This is a genomic window from Burkholderia sp. Bp9142, assembly GCF_003853415.1.
Taxonomy (GTDB): Bacteria; Pseudomonadota; Gammaproteobacteria; order Burkholderiales; family Burkholderiaceae; genus Burkholderia.
The window spans coordinates 61,806-83,078 of sequence record NZ_QTPP01000003.1 but is presented as its reverse complement, the minus strand read 5'-3'; the positions used below and the strand labels follow the sequence as shown (position 1 = coordinate 83,078).

At 67.4% G+C, this 21,273-nt stretch carries 19 protein-coding genes; 9 read left to right on the top strand and 10 right to left on the bottom strand.

From position 1 onward, the window contains the following. Positions 1–6: 6 nt before the first annotated feature. The 4 genes from DIE22_RS04635 to DIE22_RS04620 form a co-directional block, all read right to left on the bottom strand. Positions 7–1,593: a DHA2 family efflux MFS transporter permease subunit gene (locus DIE22_RS04635; RefSeq protein ID WP_124495103.1), complete on the bottom strand. Its 1,587-nt coding sequence runs from the start codon at positions 1,591–1,593 to the stop codon at positions 7–9. After that, complete coding sequence (locus tag DIE22_RS04630; protein WP_124604633.1) at positions 1,590–2,873, bottom strand: glycosyltransferase; 1,284 nt, start codon at positions 2,871–2,873, stop codon at positions 1,590–1,592. The genes DIE22_RS04635 and DIE22_RS04630 overlap by 4 nt, the downstream gene beginning before the upstream one ends. A gap of 17 nt (positions 2,874–2,890) precedes the next feature. Then, on the bottom strand, positions 2,891–3,460 hold the full coding sequence (locus DIE22_RS04625; RefSeq protein WP_124604632.1) for an isoprenylcysteine carboxylmethyltransferase family protein: 570 nt from the start codon (positions 3,458–3,460) through the stop codon (positions 2,891–2,893). A gap of 67 nt (positions 3,461–3,527) precedes the next feature. After that, positions 3,528–4,430, bottom strand: a complete 903-nt coding sequence (locus DIE22_RS04620; protein WP_124604631.1) for an alpha/beta fold hydrolase — start codon at positions 4,428–4,430, stop codon at positions 3,528–3,530. 719 nt (positions 4,431–5,149) lie between these two features. Here DIE22_RS04620 and betI point away from each other — a divergent pair. The 3 genes from betI to betA are packed head-to-tail and all read left to right on the top strand — an operon-like array spanning position 5,150 to position 8,959. Next, positions 5,150–5,734 carry a transcriptional regulator BetI gene (gene betI / locus DIE22_RS04615; RefSeq protein WP_124604630.1) on the top strand — a complete coding sequence of 195 codons (585 nt, stop codon included), beginning with the start codon at positions 5,150–5,152 and terminating at the stop codon, positions 5,732–5,734. A 32-nt stretch (positions 5,735–5,766) separates the two neighbouring features. After that, positions 5,767–7,236, top strand: a complete 1,470-nt coding sequence (gene betB / locus DIE22_RS04610; RefSeq protein ID WP_124495093.1) for a betaine-aldehyde dehydrogenase — start codon at positions 5,767–5,769, stop codon at positions 7,234–7,236. Between the two features lie 22 nt (positions 7,237–7,258). Beyond that, positions 7,259–8,959 carry a choline dehydrogenase gene (gene betA, locus DIE22_RS04605; RefSeq protein WP_124604629.1) on the top strand — a complete coding sequence of 567 codons (1,701 nt, stop codon included), beginning with the start codon at positions 7,259–7,261 and terminating at the stop codon, positions 8,957–8,959. 85 nt (positions 8,960–9,044) lie between these two features. Here betA and DIE22_RS04600 read toward each other — a convergent pair whose 3' ends face one another. The 5 genes from DIE22_RS04600 to DIE22_RS04580 form a co-directional block, all read right to left on the bottom strand. Then, positions 9,045–10,166 (bottom strand): hypothetical protein, encoded by a 1,122-nt coding sequence (locus DIE22_RS04600; RefSeq protein WP_124604628.1) that lies wholly within the window; start codon positions 10,164–10,166, stop codon positions 9,045–9,047. A gap of 249 nt (positions 10,167–10,415) precedes the next feature. Further along, positions 10,416–10,919 carry an activator protein gene (locus tag DIE22_RS04595; RefSeq protein WP_124495087.1) on the bottom strand — a complete coding sequence of 168 codons (504 nt, stop codon included), beginning with the start codon at positions 10,917–10,919 and terminating at the stop codon, positions 10,416–10,418. A gap of 121 nt (positions 10,920–11,040) precedes the next feature. Continuing rightward, the gene (locus DIE22_RS04590; RefSeq protein WP_124495085.1) at positions 11,041–11,865 is read right to left on the bottom strand and encodes an OmpW family protein; all 825 of its coding nucleotides are present in this window, start codon (positions 11,863–11,865) and stop codon (positions 11,041–11,043) included. Positions 11,866–11,938: 73 nt separating this feature from the next. Beyond that, positions 11,939–13,192: a DUF2957 domain-containing protein gene (locus DIE22_RS04585; protein WP_124604627.1), complete on the bottom strand. Its 1,254-nt coding sequence runs from the start codon at positions 13,190–13,192 to the stop codon at positions 11,939–11,941. A gap of 71 nt (positions 13,193–13,263) precedes the next feature. Then, entirely contained in the window at positions 13,264–14,874 is a 1,611-nt protein-coding gene (locus DIE22_RS04580) for a DUF2957 domain-containing protein (RefSeq protein ID WP_124604626.1), read from the bottom strand. Positions 14,875–15,932: 1,058 nt separating this feature from the next. Here DIE22_RS04580 and DIE22_RS04570 point away from each other — a divergent pair. From DIE22_RS04570 to DIE22_RS04560, 3 genes are all read left to right on the top strand, one after another. Next, the gene (locus DIE22_RS04570) at positions 15,933–16,877 is read left to right on the top strand and encodes an ABC transporter ATP-binding protein (RefSeq protein ID WP_124495079.1); all 945 of its coding nucleotides are present in this window, start codon (positions 15,933–15,935) and stop codon (positions 16,875–16,877) included. Between the two features lie 5 nt (positions 16,878–16,882). Then, complete coding sequence (locus tag DIE22_RS04565; protein WP_124495077.1) at positions 16,883–17,653, top strand: ABC transporter permease; 771 nt, start codon at positions 16,883–16,885, stop codon at positions 17,651–17,653. A gap of 147 nt (positions 17,654–17,800) precedes the next feature. After that, entirely contained in the window at positions 17,801–18,505 is a 705-nt protein-coding gene (locus DIE22_RS04560; protein ID WP_124604625.1) for an MBL fold metallo-hydrolase, read from the top strand. Positions 18,506–18,538: 33 nt separating this feature from the next. On the opposite strand, the gene DIE22_RS04555 is transcribed toward DIE22_RS04560, so the two are convergent. Next, entirely contained in the window at positions 18,539–18,769 is a 231-nt protein-coding gene (locus DIE22_RS04555) for a hypothetical protein (protein WP_124495073.1), read from the bottom strand. 300 nt (positions 18,770–19,069) lie between these two features. Between DIE22_RS04555 and DIE22_RS04550 the strand changes: the two genes are divergently transcribed. From DIE22_RS04550 to DIE22_RS04540, 3 genes are all read left to right on the top strand, one after another. Then, positions 19,070–19,501: a YciI family protein gene (locus DIE22_RS04550; RefSeq protein ID WP_124495071.1), complete on the top strand. Its 432-nt coding sequence runs from the start codon at positions 19,070–19,072 to the stop codon at positions 19,499–19,501. A gap of 141 nt (positions 19,502–19,642) precedes the next feature. Further along, positions 19,643–20,449: a DinB family protein gene (locus DIE22_RS04545; protein ID WP_124495069.1), complete on the top strand. Its 807-nt coding sequence runs from the start codon at positions 19,643–19,645 to the stop codon at positions 20,447–20,449. After that, positions 20,446–21,177 (top strand): alpha/beta fold hydrolase, encoded by a 732-nt coding sequence (locus DIE22_RS04540; RefSeq protein WP_124495067.1) that lies wholly within the window; start codon positions 20,446–20,448, stop codon positions 21,175–21,177. Before DIE22_RS04545 ends, DIE22_RS04540 begins: the two co-directional genes overlap by 4 nt. The last annotated feature ends 96 nt before the right edge of the window (positions 21,178–21,273 follow it).

Genomic DNA, 21,273 nt, shown 5'->3' with positions numbered 1-21,273 from the left:
CTCTCCTCAATGTCCGAACGAAGCCGCCGCGCCGCGCTTCGGCCGCGTCAGCCACATCATCGCGGCGAGCACGAGGCAGGTCATGCTCGCCATCCAGAACATGTCGCCCGTCGCCATCATGTACGCCTGCTGCATCACGACCTGGTGCAGCGTCGTCAGCTCGCGCACGCCGTCCACGCCCATCGCGTTCAGCGTGTGCACGAAGCGCTGCGTGTTGGCCGACGCATGCGTGACCGATTGCGACACGACGTCGTAGTGATAGGTCGCGCGGTTGTCCCACAGCGTCACGCTCATCGCGGTGCCGAACGCGGCGGACAGCGTGCGCAGGAAGTTCGACAGGCTCGACGCGGCCGCGAGCCGGTCGTCGGGAATGCGCGACAGCGTCGCGGCCGTCAGCGGAATGAAGAAGCACGGCAGCCCGATCCCCTGGATCAGTCCGGGCGCGGCGATCTGCGCGAACGTCATCTTCAGCGTGAAATGCGCGTCCCACGCGAGCACGGCCGCGAACACGAGGAAGCCGAACGTCGCCAGCACGCGCGCGTCGAAGCGGTGCGCATGCAGGCCGACGAGAATCGAGAACACGAGCGCAAGCACGCCGAGCGATGCGGTGGCGAGGCCCGCGTGGAACGCGTTGTAGCCCATCACCGCCTGCATCCACAGCGGAAACACGACGCCCACCACCGAGAAGCTCATCATCCCGAGCGAGATGATCAGCACGCAGAACGAGAACGTGCGGTCGCGAAACAGGCTCAGGTCGACGACGGGATGCGTCTCGCCCGCCTCCCAGATCAGCAGCGACACGATCGCGAGCCCCGCGACCACCGCGAGCGTGACGATCAGCGGCGAATCGAACCAGCCCTTGTCGTGACCGAGATCGAGCATCGCCTGCAGCGAGCCGACGCCGATCACGAGCAGCACGATGCCCGGCACGTCGATCGGGCCGGCCGCGCCGCGTTGCGCGTCGGGGCGCAGCATCGCGGTGCAGACCGCGAACGAGAACAGCCCGATCGGCAGGTTGATCAGGAAGATCCACGGCCACGAGAAGCTGTCGACGATCCAGCCGCCGACCACCGGCCCGAAGATCGGCGCGAGCAACACGGTCATCGCCCACAGCGCGAGCGCGACGGTGCGCTTGTCCGGCGGGAACGTGCGCAGCAGGATCGTCTGCGACAGCGGCACCATCGGCCCCGAGCACAGCCCCTGCAGCGCGCGGCAGACCACCAGCACGTGCAGGTCGCGCGCGAGCCCGCACAGCAGCGACGTCAGCGTGAACAGCAGCACCGCGCCGACGAACAGCCGCAGCTCGCCGACGCGCCGCGCGAGCCAGCCGGTCAGCGGCACCGCGATCGCGGCCGCGACCGAATACGAGCTGATCACCCACGTGCCCTGGCTGTTCGAGACGCCGAGACTGCCGGAGATCGCCGGCACCGCGACGTTCGTCACGGTCGAGTCGAGCACTTCGATGAAGGTCGCGAGCGACAGCGCGAAGGTCAGGAGCGCGAGCCGGGCGCCGCGCACCGGCGGCGCGGCGGGGGCGGGTTCGCGCGCATCGAAGGCGGCGGGCGTGTCCTGAAGCGGCGATGCCGTGCTCATGCGCCCGCCATCGCGACCGTGGCCGGCGAGATCGCGCGTCCGTGCTTCGGTGCAAAGCGCTCGATGAAATCCGCGGCCGTCTCGCATCCGTCCGGCGCGGCGTTGATCAGCGCGCGCGTGCGCTCCGCATACAGGGCGAATTCGGGCTCGCTCAGCACGCGCCTGAGCGCCGCACCGAGACGCGCACCGTCGACCGGGCCGTCGACGCGTATGCCGGCACCGCTTGCCGCGACGCGCTGCGCGTTGTCGAACTGATCGTGCGCGAACGGCGTCACGACCTGCGGAATGCCGGCCTCGAACGCGAGCGCCGCGGTGCCGATCCCGCCGTGATGCACGAGCGCGCGGCAACGCGGCAGCAGCGTGCGCATCGGCACGAAGCGGCGCACCAGCAGCCGGTCGCGGTCCGGTGCCGCATCGTGCGGGCTCAGCAGGATCCCGCGCGCGCCGGTCGCACGCAGCGCGTCCGCCACCGCGCGCGCATAGGCCGCGTGATCGACGCGTGTCGAACCGGCCGTGAACACGACCGGGGGCTCACCGGCCGCGAGAAACGCATCGAGTGCCACATCATCGTCGGGTTTCGCAATATCGTTGAACAGCGGAAAGCCGCCTTGCAGAAGACGGGCCGGCCAGTCGCGCTGCGCCGGCGCGAACCAGTCGGGAAACAGGCACAGCACGCCGTCGGTCGAATGCAGCCAGCGGCCCAGCACGCGCCGCGCGGGTGCAAGCCCGAGGTCGCGGCGCACCGCGTTGAGCGCCGGCCCGCAGACGCGGTCGAGCACCTGCCGCTCGATCAGCGTCATCAGCGCCGTCTTCACCGGCAGCGGCCAGCGCGCCGGAATCGTCAGGCGCGGGTGCGTCGGCGGCACGTGCGCGGACAGCAACGTCGACGGCGACACCTGCACCGACACGTACGGCGTGCCGTGCAGCTCCTGCATGAAGCGCGCGGAGAACGCCCACAGGGTGCCGACCAGCACGGTGTCGCAATCGGTCAGCGCGCGCAGCACGTCGTAATGCGGGCGCAGCACGGGCGCGATCACCTGCCACAGCGTGCGGAACGACGTGCGCGGATCCCACAGTGCCGGGTTCGCCATCGCGGCCTCGTACTCGGCCGCGGTGCCGACCGGCACGAACGTGAAACCGCCGCGGCGCGCGGCCGCCTCGAACGGCGGATGCGTGCAGAACACGACGTCGTGGCCGCGCATCGCGAGCGCGCGCGCGACGCCGAGCAGCGGATGCACGTCGCCCGCCGAGCCGATCGCGGTCACGATCACCTTCGCCATCGCGCGCCTCGCGGGGATCAATAGAAGCCGGGGATCAGCGCCGCGACCTCGCGGCGGTACTGTGCATACGCCGGCCCGAAATGGCCGGTCAACCAGCTTTCCTCGACGCGCACCTTGTACGCGAGCGACGCGAACACGAGCGCGACGCCGAGCGCGCCGCGCCACTCGCCGCCGATCAGCGCGGCGCCGGCCAGCGCGATCAGGCAGCCGGTGTAGATCGGATGACGCACGAGGCCATACGGCCCGGTGCGCACGAGTTCGTGGTTTTCCTTCAGCGTGACGGACACGCTCCAGTTCGTGCCGAGATGCAGCCGCGCCCACACCGAGAACAGCAGCCCGGCGACGAGCACCGCAAGCCCGCATTGCGCCTGCAGGCCGAAGCGCTGCCAGTCGGGCACGAGCGCGTGCAGCGTCGGGTCGGGCAGGATGATCAGTGCGCCGCCGGCGATCAGCGGAATCGACTGCAGCGTGCGCGAGCGCGACGCCTCCTTGCGCACGGTCGTCTTCACGGCCTGCGACGTCGCGATCCAGTAGGCGAGCCACGCGGCCCAGGGAACGACGATGGCGATGGTCTGAACGATATTCACGGCTGGCCTGCCTCGTGTGGATAGGAATTCGGATGTGCCCGACGTGCCCGGTGCGCGACGTGCTGCGTCACGACGACATCGCCGGCATTGGCGCGGACACGCACGCGTGCGCGGCGCCGAGCGCGAGGCCCGCGGCAACGGGCGGCGCATCGCAGAAGAAGTCGAGCAGCGCCGCGCGTGTCGTCTCGCGCTGCGCGCGGCCTTCGATGTCGAGGAAGTGGCCGGCATCGGGAATCGTCGCGAAGCGCGCGCGCGGCACGTGCGCGACGAGTTGGCGGACGTCGGCCGGCGTCGTGTACTCATCGCGCTCGCCGTTCACGAACAGCAGCTCGCAGCCGATGTTCGAGAACTCGCTCAGGTAGCGCTCCGGCTGCAGCGACAGGATCTGGTCGACGTGGAACGCGACCTGGTCCTGCTCGTCGCGCGGCAGGCGCGTCAGGTAGCGGTAGTTGTACAGCTTCATGATGCGCGGCAGGTAGCGGCCTACCGTGTCGTTCAGCAACTGCGCGGCCTTCAGGTTTTCGCCGGCCGCGATGTGGTCGCGGGCGCGCGTCACGTAGTCGACCATCGCGTCATTCAGGAACGGTGAGAACGAACAGATGGCCGCGCGCCGCACGCTCGGGCAGCCGCGCGCGAGTGCGAACAGCGACGCGACGCCGCCCCACGACACCGACACCAGGAACGCGGGTGCGAAGCGTTCGACCAGATGCTGGAGGATCGCGGCCTCGTCGTCCTTCGTCAGGATGAAGCAGCCGGGGTTATGCTGACGCGACTGCCCCGCATACGGCAGGTCGAAGCAGATCGTGTTCATCCGCTCGCCGAGATACTGGACGGTCTGCCCGAACGATGCGGTCGTCGCGAGCGCGCCGTTGACGAGCATCGCCGTGTCGAACGACGGATCGAACACGTTCCGTTCGACGTAGACCTTCAGACCATTCGGTAGCGGGACCAAGTGTTTTTCGGTCGGCATCGTCGTTCTCCGGTGGATGCGGCGTCTCGGCGTCGCGGCATGCTGCAGGTGCGCAATGACTGGCGCCGGCCGTGACGCGGCCGTTGGCCGCGCCCATTGCCGACGCACCGCGGCAAATACCCGCGGCGCCGATTCATTCCTCGTAATGCGGCGCCATATTAATATGAGCAATATTACTTGCTCAAGTCATCCCAACGATCCCCTCTACTCCACCCTGGAATACGCCCGATTCAAATTTTTTCGGCATTTTTTATGGTAAGCGGAATCGATTGCAACGCGACCGCAATCGTTTGCCGGCTCGGCACAATACAAGCCGATTCGCCTCTTGTTCCATTTAAATTCAATCACATACATGAATTCAATCGCCCGATTGAAACGAATTTCCATAAACCACCGATCTCGACACCAAGCGTTCTGATTCACGGATTTCCGCGATTCTCACATAACTAGACATTCTTTCGACATGTAATGATTCGAATCCGGAAATTTTCCAAACCATTGAGTCATCCTCGCTGGAATCGTTTTAAACAAACTTAAAATTATTTAACATCCTTTCAATTCTTTTTTCGCACCTGCACAATCGCGGCAGAACATCGCCCGCAGTCCTCCGGCCTGCCAATTCGCCACCGGACCCTCATTTTTTGTTGATTGAACGATCAATAAAAAACCGCTAAGCTCTCGACTTCCAGGAACGGCCCGTCCGGGCGAAGGAGTTCGCGATGCCGAAAGTCGGAATGCGGGAGATCCGCCGCGCACAGTTGATCGACGCCACGCTGCGCTCGATCGACGAAGCCGGCCTGCCCGGCACGACGCTCGCATCGGTCGCGCAGCGCGCGAACATCTCGACGGGCATCGTCAGCCACTACTTCGGCGACAAGGACGGCCTGCTCGAAGCCACGATGCGGCACGTGCTGCGCGATCTGTGGGCCGCCACCACGCAGCGCCGCGTCGCCGCTCGCAAGGACCCGCGTTCGCGGCTGCGCGCGATCGCCGCCGCGAACTTCGACGACACGCAGGTCAGCGCGCCCGTGATGAAGACCTGGCTCGCGTTCTGGTCGCAGAGCATGCACGACCCGATGCTCAAGCGCCTGCAGCACGTCAACACGCGGCGCCTCCATTCGAACCTGTGCGCCGAGTTCGCCAAGGCCCTGCCGCGCGCGAAGGCGCGGGAAGCCGCCAGCGGCCTCGCCGCGCTGATCGACGGCCTGTGGCTGCGCGGCGCGCTCGCCGGCGGCCCGATCGACACCCGGGCTGCACTGAAGCTCACCCACGATTACATCGACCTGCTGCTCGCGTCCGACTGACGCGTCACGCAGTCGCCAACAAGGAGATCCTCATGTCCGTATACGGTTTGCAGCGCCTCTACATCGGCGGCGGTTACGTCGATGCCACCAGCGGCAAGACTTTCGACACCGTCGATCCCGCCACCGGCGAACTGCTCGCGCAGGTGCAGCAGGCGAGCGCGGCCGACGTCGACCGCGCGGTCGCGTCGGCCCGGGAAGGCCAGCGCGAATGGGCCGCGATGACCGCGATGCAGCGCTCGCGCATCCTCCGGCGCGCGGTCGACCTGCTGCGCGAGCGCAACGACGAACTCGCGGCCATCGAGACGCGCGACACCGGCAAGCCGATCGGCGAGACGCTCGCGGTCGACATCGTCACCGGCGCGGACGTGATCGAGTACTACGCGGGCCTCGCGACCGCGATCGAAGGGCTGCAGGTGCCGCTGCGCGCCGAGTCGTTCGTCTACACGCGCCGCGAGCCGCTCGGCGTGTGCGCGGGCATCGGCGCATGGAACTACCCGATCCAGATCGCATGCTGGAAGACGGCGCCCGCGCTCGCGGCCGGCAATGCGATGGTGTTCAAGCCGAGCGAAGTCACGCCGCTCACCGCGCTGAAGCTCGCGGAAATCTATACGGAAGCCGGCGTGCCGGCCGGCGTGTTCAACGTCGTGCAGGGCGACGGCTCGGTCGGCGCGCTGCTCACCGGTCACCCGGACATCGCGAAGGTGTCGTTCACCGGCGGCGTCGAGACCGGCAAGAAGGTGATGTCGCTGGCCGGCGCGTCGTCGCTGAAGGAAGTGACGATGGAGCTCGGCGGCAAGTCGCCGCTGATCGTGTTCGAGGATGCCGACCTCGACCGCGCGGCCGACATCGCGGTCACCGCCAACTTCTTCAGCTCGGGCCAGGTCTGCACGAACGGCACGCGCGTGTTCGTGCATCGCTCGATCAAGGACGCGTTCACGCAGCGCGTGCTCGAACGCGTGAAGCGGATTCGCGTCGGCAAGCCGACCGACGCCGACACCAACTTCGGCCCGCTCGTGTCGGCCGCGCAGCTCGACAAGGTGCTCGGCTTCATCGAGAGCGGCAAGGCCGAAGGCGCAAAGCTGCTCGCGGGCGGCACGCGCCTGACCGACGGTCACTTCGGCAGCGGCCAGTACGTCGCGCCGACCGTGTTCGGCGACTGCCGCGACGACATGAAGATCGTCCGCGAGGAGATTTTCGGGCCGGTGATGAGCATCCTCGATTTCGAATCGGAGGACGAAGTAATCGCTCGCGCGAACGACACGCGCTACGGCCTCGCGGCCGGCGTGGTGACCGAGAACCTGTCGCGCGCGCACCGCACGATCCACCGCCTCGAAGCCGGCATCTGCTGGATCAACACGTGGGGCGAATCGCCGGCCGAGATGCCGGTTGGCGGATACAAGCAATCCGGTGTCGGACGCGAGAACGGCATCACGACGCTCGAACACTACACTCGAATCAAGTCGGTACAGGTCGAGCTCGGCCGCTACAACCCGGTGTTTTGAGAACGATAGGAGATACCCCGTCATGACGACACGCGAATACGACTACATCATCTGCGGCGCCGGTTCCGCGGGCAACGTGCTCGCGACGCGCCTGACGGAAGATCCGGATGTGACGGTGCTGCTGCTCGAGGCGGGCGGCCCCGACTACCGCTTCGACTTCCGTACGCAGATGCCGGCGGCGCTCGCCTATCCGCTGCAGGGCCGTCGCTACAACTGGGCCTACGAGACCGACCCCGAGCCGCACATGGACAACCGCCGGATGGAATGCGGCCGCGGCAAGGGGCTCGGCGGTTCGTCGCTGATCAACGGGATGTGCTACATCCGCGGCAACGCGCTCGACTACGACAACTGGTCGACGCACAAGGGGCTCGAGAACTGGACGTATCTCGACTGCCTGCCGTACTTCAAGAAGGCCGAGACGCGCGACGTCGGCCCGAACGACTATCACGGCGGCGACGGCCCCGTGTCGGTCACGACCAGCAAGCCGGGCGTGAACCCGCTGTTCGAGGCGATGGTCGATGCGGGCGTGCAGGCCGGCTATCCGCGCACCGACGACCTGAACGGCTATCAGCAGGAAGGCTTCGGCCCGATGGACCGCACCGTCACGCCGAAGGGCCGCCGTGCCAGCACCGCGCGCGGCTACCTCGACCAGGCGAAGGTGCGGTCGAACCTCGAGATCGTCACGCACGCGCTCGCCGATCGCATCCTGTTCGACGGCAAGCGCGCATCGGGCGTCACGTACCTGCGCGGCAGCGAGCGCGCGACCGCGCATGCGCGCCGCGAAGTGCTCGTGTGCAGCGGCGCGATCGCGTCGCCGCAACTGCTGCAGCGCTCGGGCGTCGGCCCCGGCGCGTGGCTGAAGGCACTCGACATCCCGGTCGTGCTCGACCTGCCCGGCGTCGGCCAGAACCTGCAGGATCACCTGGAGATGTACATCCAGTACGAGTGCAAGGAGCCGGTGTCGCTGTATCCGGCGCTGAAGTGGTGGAACCAGCCGAAGATCGGCCTCGAATGGCTGCTGAACGGCACCGGCCTCGGCGCGAGCAACCACTTCGAGGCGGGCGGCTTCATCCGCACGCGCGACGACGACCTGTGGCCGAACATCCAGTATCACTTCCTGCCGGTTGCGATCAACTACAACGGCTCGAACGCGATCGAGATGCACGGCTTCCAGGCGCACGTCGGGTCGATGCGTTCGCCGAGCCGCGGCCGCGTGAAGCTGCGCTCGCGCGATCCGAACGACCATCCGAGCATCCTGTTCAACTACATGGCCGAAGCGCTCGACTGGCGCGAGTTCCGCGACGCGATCCGCGCGACGCGCGAGATCATGCGGCAGCCCGCGCTCGACCGCTATCGCGGCCGCGAGCTGAACCCGGGCGCCGACTGCAAGACCGACAAGGAACTCGACGCGTTCGTGCGGGCCCGCGCGGAAACCGCGTTCCATCCGTCGTGCTCGTGCAAGATGGGCCATGACGACATGGCCGTGGTCGACGAAGAAGGTTGCGTGCACGGGCTGGAAGGACTGCGCGTGGTCGATGCGTCGATCATGCCGATCATCACGACCGGCAACCTGAACGCGCCGACGATCATGATCGCGGAGAAGATCGCGGACAAGATCCGCGGCCGCAAGCCGCTGGCGCGGGTCGACGTGCCTTACTTCGTCGCCAACGGAGCGATGGCGCGGAATGTCGCGAAGGCGGTGCGGCAGCCCGAGACGGCGTAACCGCGCCAGCACCCCGCCCCCGTGCACAGCGGCGGCGGCAGCAGCAACATGCACGGCTCGGGGCGTTCTCGCCTCGAGCCGTTTTTCATTGGACGCTGTCGGCGCCCGTACTGAACCGCGTGATGGCCGCCGCCCTCGGCCGCACGCGTTTCGCGCGCACGATCGGATTCGATCGCGACGTCAGGCTCATCGCGCCGCGCAAACGGTCGAACGCGACATCCTCCTTCAATCCGAAGCGGCCGACCGCCGGCCACGCCAGTGTTTCATCGAGCCACGCCTGCCACGCGTCGCCATGGAAGCGGCGTGCGAATTCGCGCACCCTGTCCGGCGCCGCGATCACGATGCCCGCCAGCAGGTAATACGCCCAGAAGCTGCCCGCGCCGACGAGCCGGTCGAGCCGGCACGCGGACACCGCCGCGAGCAGGCCGTCCACCGACGCAAGATCGGTGCGACGTTCGCGAATCGCGCGCGCCACGAGATTGTGCTGACCGCCGTACGCGGTAAAGGATATCCCCTGGCCGGCGGCCAGCTCCGCGCAGAACATCGCGAGCGCGGCCATCTCGTCGATGCGTGCGGCATCGTCGCGCGGCCCGCAGACGCGCAGCACGATCGCGTCGATGACGGCCCCCGGCCGGGCCGACGGCTCCACGCAGGCCGCCGCGACGGCCGCGCGTCGTTCTCTCAGGTGCTTCGCTGGCGGTGCTTCGCCGTTCGCGCAGGGTTCCCGCACTTCATGCTCGTCGGCGCCGCCGCCGCGGGATCCGACGCCGACGGCAATCCGCTCGAGCGCGGCCCAGCCGTCGTCGGGATCGTCGAAGGCCCACGCATCGACGAAGCCATGCGCGGCTTCGAATACCGCGCGCGATCCCGGGCAGCATCGCTCGGCGTGCGCAAGCTGCCGCGCGTCGGGCACGTGCATGCACGCGCCGGGCGGATAGCCCGCGTCGCACACGCAACCGCCGCCGTCCGTCGCAATCCACGGCGCGAGTGCGTGCAGGACGGCGATCGCTTCGTGCGACCGGTTCACGCCCGCCCGCACGCGTGCCGCGCGCGGCGACGGCGGACCGTCCGTTGCGTCGACGTCGGCCGTCGTCACGCAAGCCGCTTCATGCAGATGTTCGATCAGGTACTGCAGCCACGCGGCCGTGCGCAGCCGGTCAGGCGTCGCACCGCGGGCATCGCCATACTTCGCTGGGTCGGTGAGCATGGGTGGTCCGGAATGGTTCTGGCGAATCGGAATGGTGGTTTCGTTTCGGGCTTCGGTCGAAGCAGGCGGCGCGGTGCGTCGCACCGGCCCGCTGCATGGCCACCTGCATCGGATCGCGAAGCAGGCGGCCAGCCGGTCGTCGCGCCGATACGCGCGACGACGCGAACGCATCGAGAAACCGGAACGCCCGCCACACATCCTTGCACGGCCCTCGTCCATGGCGGGCGCCCGGCCTCGATCACGCGACGCTTACTGCACGTGGAACTTCGGCGACGTGGCGACCGTGCCGCTGACCGTGCAGTCCGGCGTCAGCACCGCGTTGTTGAACGTCAGCGACGAGTTCGGATCGCTCCACGTCGTCACGACCTTGCTCGGCCCGCAGGTGCCGAGCAGCGACACGGTCACCTTCGCATTGTTGATGGACAGTTGCGTCGTGCTGTCGGCCTGGCCCGTCCACGGCGCCGCGCTGGTCGCGCTGCCGCTGATCAGGCCGCACGTCGCACCGCCCGTGAACGTGGTCGACGTGATGTTGACGATGCCCGTCGAGGAGATCGTGCCGTTGAACGTCGCGTTGCAACTCGCGTTGATCGCCCCCTTGGCCAGGACCGTGAGGCCCGTCGCGGAGAACGGCTCCCCGTTCGGATTCATGGCCTGACCATCGGCGCGCGAAACGGTCACGGCGAATGCAGGCGCGGCCGACACCGCGGTGAATGCCACTGCAGCAACAAGCGATACGATTTTGCGAATGCTCATTTGAACTGCCCCCTCTCTTCACAAATGGCGGCACGCCGCCAGGAACGCGACGTCCCGGCCGGATTGCCCCGGCCGCTCGGTCGCAGGAAGCCGCCGGCACGCGTGCTGCGCGCCGGGCGGCTCAGAACTTGTAGGAAATCCCGACGAACGTGATCAGCGGATCGGCCTTCAGCCGCGTGCGCGTGGTCGCGAGCGTCGACCCGTCGGCGGCCTTGATCACGAGCGACGAATAGGTCTTCAGCGGCATGTAGGTCAGCGTCGCCGTGAGCCCCCAGTGCTTGTCGATCGCATAGCTCGCGCCGACGTTGTAGACCGGCGTGAACGACGACGACGCCTTGCCCTCCACCGACGTCGGCCCCGGTTTGCCGGCCCCGGCAGCCAGCACGCTGCCGAGGTTTTCGTTGATGTCCTTCGCGAAGTTGCCGTTCAGTTCGATGTTGCTGAACCAGCTGTAGGCCACGCCGATCCCGACGAACGGACGGAACTTCGCAGTCGGTGCATTGAAGTAGTACTGCAGAATGATCGTGGGGCTCCACTGCCGCGCATTCTTCACGGCCGGCTGATTCGCCGGATTGTCCATATTGACGCTGCCGAGCGCGCCGGCCGGGCCCGGCGGCCGGATCACGCCGTGTCCGGTCAGCGTGAACTCGGGCGGTACGCCGAGCACCGACGTCACCGCGATATGGTCGGTGAAGAAGTGCGTGAGCGTGAGGCCGACCGTATCGGCGTTGTTGACCGTCAGGCTCGTGCCCGGCGACGTGAACGACCCGGGCAGCCGCAGCGGCCCGTTGATCGGCATGTTTGCGAGATTCGTCGTCAGCCCGTTGGTCGAATCCTGCGGCATGATGTGCAGCCAGCCCAGCGTCGCGACGTTGTCGCCCGCCTGCTGGGCCGATGCGAGCGTCGACACGCCTGCGACGACACCTGCGGCAATCAGCTTCTTCATGAAGTCTCCCCCTCATTCTGTCCGGGCGCCGCGCACCTGCGCGCGGCGCCACCGTGTCTCCATCCGCGCGTGGTCACTGCACGAACGCACCGACCGTGAAGTACGGATTGCTCGTATCGGCCATGTCGAGGAAGCCGAACACACCGCCGGTGAACACGAACTTGCCGGTTGCCGGCCCCGATGCCGCGTCCGCATGCACGGTCGTCACGACGCCCGGCACCTGCTGCGTGTAATCGAGGTTCAGCGCGCGCGTGAGCGCGGCCTGCGATGCGTTGAACGGGTCGAGCAGCGTCGCCTGCGCGCCGACGAGCGCGGTCGCGCGATAGTTGAACGCGCTGTCGACGCCCGTGTACTCGCCGTTCTGCGAGCCCTGCACGACCGCCGCCCGCGGGCTCAGGAACGAGATTCCCGATTCGTCGTCCGCGCTCGGCTGGCCCTGCGTGAGGTCCGCGTTCGCGGCGCCGGTGCGGATGAAGATCGGCACGAGCTGGTTGCGCAGCTTGCCGACGATCAGGATTCCCTTGCCGGCCTTCGCCGGATCGAGCGCGGCGAGCGTCGGCGGAATCTGCGGCTGGTAGTTCAGCGACTGGAACGCCGGCGCATCGGCACGCAGCATGAACGGCTGGTTCACGGTCGCGCTCGACGCGAGCGCCTGCCCGCCGTTCTTCCTGCCGAAGTTGTCGGTCTCGACGTAGCTGCCGTCGGCGTTGATCGTCACCTGCTGGTCGAGCGCCACCGGCTGGAAGTTCTGCGACGGCACCTGGTGGTAGCCGAGCTGGTTGTACGTGCCGGCGATCTTCGACAGGTCGGTTTCGAGCGACGAGAAGCTGATGAACGGGTAATACGGAAACGTCGTCTTCGCAATCCTGCCGACGCCGATCACGCCGTCGAACTGGATCGTCGCGCCGGGAATCGCGCCGCCCAGCACGCCTTCGCCGAGGAACAGGCGTGCCGGCCGGCTCGGGTCGAGGCTCGCGTTCTGCATCCGGAACGTGCACTGGTTCAGCTTCACGGTCGGCAGGCCGGTCTCGTCGGCCAGCGTGCCGTCGACGACGTTGGCCGGCGCCGTGTCGCGCGTCGGCTGCACCGTGCCGGTGGTGGCCGGCACCGGCGATGCAAGGTAGGTCATCCGGTACGTCATCTTCGTCGTGTCGAGCTGCACCTTCACGAGTTCGCCCGAGCCGGACCCGCCGATGAACACCGTGTTGTAGTCGATGGTCTGCGGGCACAGCCGGACTACCGGCGCGGGCGGCGGGTCGCCGTCGCCGCCGCAGGCAACCAGCACGGGCGCGAGCGATGCCGCGGCCATCCAATTCTTCACATTCATAGGAATCCTCTTGAATTTTGATTCGCCGGCGGCGACGCGTGCGCCGCCGGTGTTCCGGGTTCAGTGCGCCGTTACTGGACGAATGCGCCGACCGTGAAGAACGGATTGACCTTGTTGTTGTTGACGACCATCGCGTAGACATTCCCGGCCGTCACGAGCCAGCCCGTGTCGCCCTTGCCGAAGATCGCCACGTTGCCGTTCGCGCCCTTCGCGTTGAAGTCCTGCGCGACCGTGACCTTGATCTTGCCGGGCGTGGCCTGCGTGTAGTCGAGTGCGAATTGCGAGCTCACCGACGACGTCTGCGGATCGATGAACGCCGCGGTGGCGCCCTGGAACAGCGTCGACGTGTAGTTCGCGGCGATCGTCGACACGGCGGTGCCGTCGTTGCAGCTGCCCGCCTCCGAATAGAACGCGCCATTGGTGAACGTGCCGGGCAGGTCGGGGTGCGGCACGTGTACGTCGAAGCTCGGGCCCGCCGTCGCCAGCGCGTTCGCCTGGCCGGTCGATGTCACGACGCCGCATGCGGACGCACTGGTCGCGCCGATGTAGCCGCCCTTCAGGGAATTCGCGGCGATCGCGGTCGTCGACGAAAGCATCGAGATGCCGACTTCGGGATCGGCGACGGACGCGAGCAGATTGCCCGCATCGACGTGGTTGTAGCCGACGCGGATCACGACCGGCACACGCACGCCATTCAGCTTGCCGACGATCATGATGCCCTTCGCCTGACTCGGCGCGATCACGAGCGACGCCCCCTGCCCCGCGAGCGGATACACGGGCGTGCCGAACGGGTTCGCCACCGCATTGCTCACGAACACGTTGTCGCTCGATCCATCCGCGTTCTTGCGCAGCGTCCACGGCGATCCGGTCGTCTGGCACGAGTAGTCGCTGTTCGGCGTGATCGTGCACGAACCGTCCGCATTGAACGTCTGGTTCCAGTTGACGACGTCCGGCTCCCAGCCGACCGGCCCGCTCGCGCTCTGCGCATTGCCGCCGAGCGGCGACAGGTGGATGCCCACTTCGTTGTAGTTGCCCGCGACCTTCGTGAAATCGGTCTCGGTGTCGGTGAAGCCGATGAACGGATAGAAATCGAACGTGCGCGACGGCACGGTGCCCAGGAACAGCCCCGGCAGGAGTTCGATGCCTGGAAACGCGATCGTCGCGCCCGGAATCCCGCCGCCGACCACCCCGTTCCCGACGAACAGCATCGGCGGATCGGTGCGCTTGATCGTCACCGAATACGCGCCGTCGCTCGTCGCGCCGCTGTCGAGCACGAACGCGCAGCGGTTCTGCTCGGCCGTCGGCAGGTTGGCCGGATGATGGAACGCGCCGCTGATCGTCAGGCCCGCACGCGTGTCGTTGACCTGCCCCGCCGAGGTCGGCACCGACGATTCGATGAACTGCATCTGGTAGGTGAGCTTCGTCGTGTCGAACTTCACCTTCACGTATTCGCCGCTGCCCGAACCGCCCGTGTAGGTGGTCGTGTAATCGAGCGAATCCGGACACAGCTTCGTCACGACGGGCGGCGTCGTTTCGGCACCGCTCGGCCCGCATGCGCTGCCCGAGCACTGCGGCACGTTGATCGGGCCCGGATCGTCGCCGCCGCCGCAACCGGCGACGAACGGCAGCGCCAGCACGGCGCACGACAGGACCGCCTTCCGCCATTCAGGAATGCAAAGCATCAACCCCTCCTTTTCAGATACGACAGGTCTCGTCCGGACGGGCTGCGTGGCCCGCCGGTTGGTATCGCGCCGCCGCGAGCGTGCGCGGCGCATGACGATGCGCGCAATGCGCGCCGCGTTGCAGGTCGAGCAGATGCGATCACGACCGCCGCGGCAGGCAAGCGCTATCCGGCGGCGCCGTCATGCGGCACGGCGCCATCGGGGAAGTCGAAACGGAATGGGGGGCGTCGCTACAGCGGCAACGCGATGCGATGATGCAGGCGCGCGACTCGCGTCGCGCCCGCATCCGGCGAAAAACGCGGAAACGGCAGTGCTGCCGGGCCCTCGGATAGGCGTCTCATGTATTGGTCTCCGTACGTACGCTTGATTCGTTATCGTGATGCGTCGTTTTCGAGACTATGATCGGACGAAACGCACAAGTAAATGGATGCAGAGTTCCAAACGCGCCGCCCCCCTCGATCCTAGTGCGTGCAGGGTGTTTGACAATTTTTCAAACGGCCTTCAATTTATTTGCTCAGACAAATACCCGAGGGTACAACGCGCGTTCGAATGACGGCGGTCAACCCGCGCGAGGCCCGGCGGGCCGGCCTTCGGCGGCCCGCGTGCATGCCGCGGCGCCCTCTTGCAAGTCGATGATCGCGAGCGTGCCGCAGCTGCCGGGCAGCACCGCGTGGCGCGTGCCGTCCCGGTACGGCGCGGTAGCGTTCGGGCTGCACAGTCGGCCGCCCCGCCCGTCCCGCTGCCGTGCGCACGCGCGATCGCCGTCCGATCGAGCGAAAACGGCGCGCATTGTTCGCTCGATTCAAATAAAGCATCGCATTATTGACTGGCACCCGGGCATTTCCTGCAAATCCCGCACCGGCATCACATACCCTTTCCGTCAAAATGCAATTCCATCTTCCGGTTGCTAATATGGCGGTCCTGCGATCCCGCACCACAACGCCGTTCGACATGACGCCCGTTCGCCATGCCGCCCCCGACACCGGCCGCTTCACGGCGGCGGCACCGGGCACGCGCGGCGCGCGGCGTCGGACCGACCGGCCGTGCCATCCGTGAGCATGCAACCGATCCTTTCCGTCTCCGACCTCTCCAAGACTTACGCGTCCGGCTTCCAGGCGCTGAAGCACGTGACCCTCGACATCCGCCCCGGCGAGATCTTCGCGCTGCTCGGGCCGAACGGCGCGGGCAAGACCACGCTGATCGGCTCGATCTGCGGCATCGTCACGCCGACCGAAGGCCGCGTGACGGTCGGCGGCCACGACATCCGCGATCAATACCGCGCCGCCCGCGAAATGATCGGCCTCGTGCCGCAGGAGTTGACGACCGACGCGTTCGAAACCGTCTGGGCGACCGTGTCGTTCAGCCGCGGCCTGTTCGGCAAGGCGCCCGATCCGGCGCACATCGAGAAGACGCTGAAGGCGCTGTCGCTGTGGGACAAGCGCGACAACAAGCTGATGACGCTGTCGGGCGGCATGAAGCGCCGCGTGATGATCGCGAAGGCGCTGTCGCACGAGCCGCGCATCCTGTTCCTCGACGAGCCGACGGCCGGCGTCGACGTCGAGTTGCGCCGCGACATGTGGAAGCTGGTCGACTCGCTGCGCGAAAGCGGCGTGACGATCCTGCTGACCACGCACTACATCGAGGAAGCCGAGGAGATGGCCGACCGGATCGGCATCATCCTCGGCGGCGAACTCGTGCTCGTCGAAGAAAAGCGCGAGCTGATGCGCAAGCTCGGCAAGAAGCAGCTGACCGTGCAGCTCGAGCATCCGCTCGCGACCGTGCCGGCCGAACTCGCCACATTCGGGCTCGACCGCGCGGACGACGGCGCGGCGCTCGTCTATACGTACGACTCGCAGCGCGACGACGCGAGCATCGCGAAGCTGATCAACGCGCTCGGCTCGGCCGGCATCGGTTTTCGCGACCTGCATACGACGCAGAGCTCGCTCGAGGACATTTTCGTCAGCCTGATCGACAACCGCCGCAACGGCGCACAAGGGGCGTAACACACATGGCGCACTGGAATTTCCACGGCATCCGCGCGATCTACCGCGCCGAAATGGCCCGCACGCGCCGCACGCTGATGCAGAGCATCATCGCGCCGGTGATCTCGACGTCGCTGTACTTCGTCGTGTTCGGCTCGGCGATCGGCTCGCGCATCAGCGACGTGAACGGAATCGGCTACGGGTCGTTCATCGTGCCGGGCCTCGTGATGCTGTCGCTGCTGTCGCAGAGCATCTCGAACGCGTCGTTCGGCATCTACTTCCCGCGCTTCACGGGCACGATCTACGAGATCCTGTCGGCGCCCGTGTCGTACTGGGAGATCGTGATCGCGTATGTGGGCGCGGCCGCGTCGAAGTCGCTGCTGCTCGGGCTGATCATCCTCGCGACGGCCGGCCTGTTCGTGCCGCTGCACATCCTGCATCCGTTCTGGATGGTGCTGTTCCTCGTGCTGACGTCGATCACCTTCAGCCTGTTCGGCTTCGTGATCGGCATCTGGGCCGACAGCTTCGAGAAGCTGCAGCTCGTGCCGCTGCTGATCATCACGCCGCTCACGTTCCTCGGCGGCAGCTTCTATTCGGTCGACATGCTGCCGCCCGCGTGGCGCATCGTCACGCTGTTCAACCCGATCGTCTACCTGATCAGCGGCTTCCGCTGGTCGTTCTACGGGCTCGCCGACGTGCACGTGGGGATCAGCCTCGCGGCGACCACGTTGTTCCTCGCGATCCTGCTCGCGATCGTCGCGTGGATGTTCCGCACCGGCTACAAGCTGAAGAACTGACGCGGCCCGGCCGCGGGGTCGCCCCGGTTCGCGAATCCGGGGCAGCGCTGCTAGACTGATTCGGAAGATCGACCGCTGCCGCTTGCCGCACCGCAACCCGCGGTGCGCGGGCGGCGCGGCTCCCCCTTCCCTGCGCGAGGATCCCCGATGAGCGCCTCCCGAATCGACGCCGTCCGCGACGGCCTGTTTCGCGCGACGACCTACGTCGACACGCTGAACCTGTGCTTCAGCCAGTTCTTCGTACGATCGCCGCACGGCGACGTGCTGTGCGTCGAAACGGGCACCCGTTCCAATTTCACGCAACTGAGCGCGGCGCTCGACACCGTCGGCATCGCGCCCTCGATGGTCAGCAGCGTGATCGTCCCGCACTTCGAGGCCGACGAAATGGGCGCGCTGCCCGACTTCCTCGCGGTCAACCCGGCGCTCGTCGCGTACGGACATCCGATGTGTACCTGGGGACTCGCCGACGTGTTCGGCGTGCGCACGATTGCGCTGAAGGACGGCGAGCCGACGACACTGTCGGGCACCGGCGTCGTGCCGGTCTTCACGAAGCACGTGCATCAGTGGGATGCGCTCGTCGTGTATCTGCCGGCGTACAAGGCATTGCTGTCGTCGGACATCCTGATGCGCTTCGGCAGGGAGGAGACCGACGACCCGCTGCCCGCGATCCTCGACGCAATCACGCGCTCGGACTACCTGCCGTCGCTCGCGCACCTGGCGAGCGCGCTGCGCCGCATCCAGGCGCTCGATCTCGACATCATCCTGCCGATGCACGGCCCGGCGATCACGCACGACATTCCGCGCGTGATCGCCGGTGTGATTGCTCATTGCGAGGCGGCCGCCGCAGCGTAGCGCTCACGCGCCCGCGGGCGGGCGGCTCGCCGGTCAAACGCCGGTCACGACGTATTCGGCGGCCGCCTTGCTCTGGATCGCGGCCATCACCGCGAGTTCGCGCTTGCTGCGCGGCTCGCCGGACACGACGCCCGTCGCTTGCTTGGCCTTCGCGCCGAGCGGAAAGAACACGAACGACGCGCCGTCCGGTGCGCCCGGTTCGGCCCGCAGGCGTTTGTTCAGAATCTTCAGGTACTTTTTCTTCGAGACTTCCTTCGTTGCCATGGCGCCCTCCGCATGAATGTAATGCTGATCAGCATACCAGTTTTGACCGGCGATTCCGGCACGCCGCCGCGCGATCGATCCGCACCGGAATGGATCGGCTTACGCGGCTCGCCGCGTCAGGCCGCGGCTGAATGTCGTCCCCACGACCATCGCCCGCCCCCGTCACCGGTCATCGAATTTCCTTGGCGTGCGATGTCGATTCGCGCGATCGCCGCGCGTCGTAGTGTCGTAACCGCTCGTTTTGCCGTCCGCACGGCCGGCGACAGCGGATTCCCCTTTTCCCGTTCAAGGAGTCCAACAATGCGCGTCATGGTGATCGTCAAGGCAACGGCCTTTTCCGAATCGGGCGCGATGCCCGATACCGAACTGCTGGCCGCGATGGGCCAGTACAACGAGGAACTCGTGAAAGCCGGCGTGATGCTCGCCGGCGAAGGGCTCCATCCGAGTTCGCGCGGCAAGCGCGTGCATTTCTCCGGCAAGGACCGGACCGTCATCGACGGCCCGTTCGCCGAGACCAAGGAACTGATCGCCGGCTACTGGCTATGGCAGGTGAATTCAATGGAAGAAGCGGTCGAATGGGTCAAGCGCTGCCCGAATCCGATGCCGAGCGAATCGGACATCGAGATTCGCCAGATCTTCTCGCCCGAGGACTTCGGCGAAGCATTCACGCCGGAGCTGCAGGAACAGGAGGCGCGGCTGCGCGCGGAGATGGACCGTCAGCACAACGCATGAGCCGGCCCGGGCCGGGCGCCGCCGCGGCAACGATGCGGGCGTCCCGGCCGAATCGTCCGAACCAGTGGATCGACGGGGATTGACGGCACCTCGCTTAGTAACGTATCGTTTTGACACGTTACTAAGCGAGGTGCTTTCGTCATGCATTCCCGTTTCGACCGTTTTCGCGCGACGCCGCTCGGCGCGCAGCTCGAAGCGCTGATCGCGCAGCCCGAGCGCTATGTCGAATTCGCGGCGCTGTCGCGCGTCGGCGTCGCCGCGATCGGCGCGATCCAGCACGAGATCGCGCACAAGTTCCCCGAAATCGAAGCCGATACGACCGCCCGCCAGTTCTGCGGCGCGATGGTCGCCGACGTGATGCGCCGTCACGGGCACGACGTCGTGCAGGCGCGCGGCCGGATCGGCGGCGCACTGTTCAGCTACGGCGCGGTGTTCAGCGCGTATCCGCAGGTGCTGCCGTTCGCCGGCGTCGTTGCCGCGCTGGCCGCGATGCCAGCCCGGATCGCCGCGTATGCCGCGCAGGTTCCCGCCGCGCTCGCCACGCGCCGCCCGGCCGGCACGGGCTTCTCGCTCATCGAACATGCGTGTCACTTGCGCGACCTCGACGCCGTGTTCGCCGAACGCATCGATGTCGTGCGCACGCACGAGCTGCCGGTGATCGCGTCCGTCGACGGCACCGCGCTCGCCGCACAGCGCGACTACCTCGCCCAGCCGCTCGACGACGCACTCGCCGCATTCCGCACCGGACGCGCCGCGCTGTGCGCGACGGCCGCGGCGCTGCACCCGCCGGAACTCGCACGCTGCGGGTTGCGCGACGGCATCCGGCGCATGTCGCTCGACGAACTCGTGCGCGAGCTGCTCGACCACGACCGCACGCACGTGCTCGAACTCGACGAACTGCTCGCCGAACTCGAATTGCCGCCCCTTGCTTCCTCGGCCGCCGCATGAATGAACCCACCCCGCCCGTCGTCTTCATCCACGGTTTCATCGGCACGTTCGACGTGCCCGAATGGCCCGGCCCGCATCTCGCGCCCGACCTGCTCGGCTACGGCATCCACCGCGGCGCGCCGTTCGACGCGATCACGCTCGCCGCCCAGGTCGAGCATGTGCGGCAGGCCGTCGACGCGCACTACGGCGCGCAGCCGGTCGACCTCGTCGGTCACTCGGTCGGCGGCGCGATCGCGATGCTGTTCGCGCATGCGCATCCGGCGCGCGTGCGCCGGATCGTCAACGTCGAAGGCAACTTCACGCTCGACGATGCGTTCTGGTCGGCGTCGGTCGGCCGCATGTCGCCCGCGCAAGCCGACGCGATGCTCGACGGCCTGCGCGGGGATCCGTCCGGCTGGCTGCGCGGCGCGATCGACGATCCGTCGCCGCGCCAGCTCGACGACGCGCGCCGCTGGCTCGCGCATCAGCCTGCCTCGACGCTGCGCGCGATGGGGCGCTCGGTCGTCGCGACGACCGGCGAACCCGGCTATCTGCAAGCGCTCGCTGAAGTATTCGAGCGCCATCCGGTGTGGCTCGTCGCCGGTGAACGCTCGCGCGCGGGCTGGCATGTGCCGGACTGGGCGCTCGCGCGCTGTGCCGGTTTCGACACGATCGGCGGCTGCGGGCATCTGATACCGGCCGAGCGGCCCACCGCGTTCCGCGAGGCGCTCGCGCGCTGTCTCGACTGACGCGCGCGGCCGCCAGGCTGCGCGCCGGCCACCTGACAACTCGTAGGATTCGCCGAAATTTGGCTGAAAGGCGCGGTTGCTAGAGTCGTCCAACAG

Coding starts and splice junctions, on each gene's coding strand:
- DIE22_RS04635 (WP_124495103.1), bottom strand. CDS start 1,593: ATGAGCACGGCATCGCCGCTTCAGGACACGCCCGCCGCCTTCGATGCG.
- DIE22_RS04630 (WP_124604633.1), bottom strand. CDS start 2,873: ATGGCGAAGGTGATCGTGACCGCGATCGGCTCGGCGGGCGACGTGCAT.
- DIE22_RS04620 (WP_124604631.1), bottom strand. CDS start 4,430: ATGCCGACCGAAAAACACTTGGTCCCGCTACCGAATGGTCTGAAGGTC.
- betI (WP_124604630.1), top strand. CDS start 5,150: ATGCCGAAAGTCGGAATGCGGGAGATCCGCCGCGCACAGTTGATCGAC.
- betB (WP_124495093.1), top strand. CDS start 5,767: ATGTCCGTATACGGTTTGCAGCGCCTCTACATCGGCGGCGGTTACGTC.
- betA (WP_124604629.1), top strand. CDS start 7,259: ATGACGACACGCGAATACGACTACATCATCTGCGGCGCCGGTTCCGCG.
- DIE22_RS04600 (WP_124604628.1), bottom strand. CDS start 10,166: ATGCTCACCGACCCAGCGAAGTATGGCGATGCCCGCGGTGCGACGCCT.
- DIE22_RS04595 (WP_124495087.1), bottom strand. CDS start 10,919: ATGAGCATTCGCAAAATCGTATCGCTTGTTGCTGCAGTGGCATTCACC.
- DIE22_RS04590 (WP_124495085.1), bottom strand. CDS start 11,865: ATGAAGAAGCTGATTGCCGCAGGTGTCGTCGCAGGCGTGTCGACGCTC.
- DIE22_RS04585 (WP_124604627.1), bottom strand. CDS start 13,192: ATGAATGTGAAGAATTGGATGGCCGCGGCATCGCTCGCGCCCGTGCTG.
- DIE22_RS04580 (WP_124604626.1), bottom strand. CDS start 14,874: ATGCTTTGCATTCCTGAATGGCGGAAGGCGGTCCTGTCGTGCGCCGTG.
- DIE22_RS04570 (WP_124495079.1), top strand. CDS start 15,933: ATGCAACCGATCCTTTCCGTCTCCGACCTCTCCAAGACTTACGCGTCC.
- DIE22_RS04565 (WP_124495077.1), top strand. CDS start 16,883: ATGGCGCACTGGAATTTCCACGGCATCCGCGCGATCTACCGCGCCGAA.
- DIE22_RS04560 (WP_124604625.1), top strand. CDS start 17,801: ATGAGCGCCTCCCGAATCGACGCCGTCCGCGACGGCCTGTTTCGCGCG.
- DIE22_RS04555 (WP_124495073.1), bottom strand. CDS start 18,769: ATGGCAACGAAGGAAGTCTCGAAGAAAAAGTACCTGAAGATTCTGAAC.
- DIE22_RS04550 (WP_124495071.1), top strand. CDS start 19,070: ATGCGCGTCATGGTGATCGTCAAGGCAACGGCCTTTTCCGAATCGGGC.
- DIE22_RS04545 (WP_124495069.1), top strand. CDS start 19,643: ATGCATTCCCGTTTCGACCGTTTTCGCGCGACGCCGCTCGGCGCGCAG.
- DIE22_RS04540 (WP_124495067.1), top strand. CDS start 20,446: ATGAATGAACCCACCCCGCCCGTCGTCTTCATCCACGGTTTCATCGGC.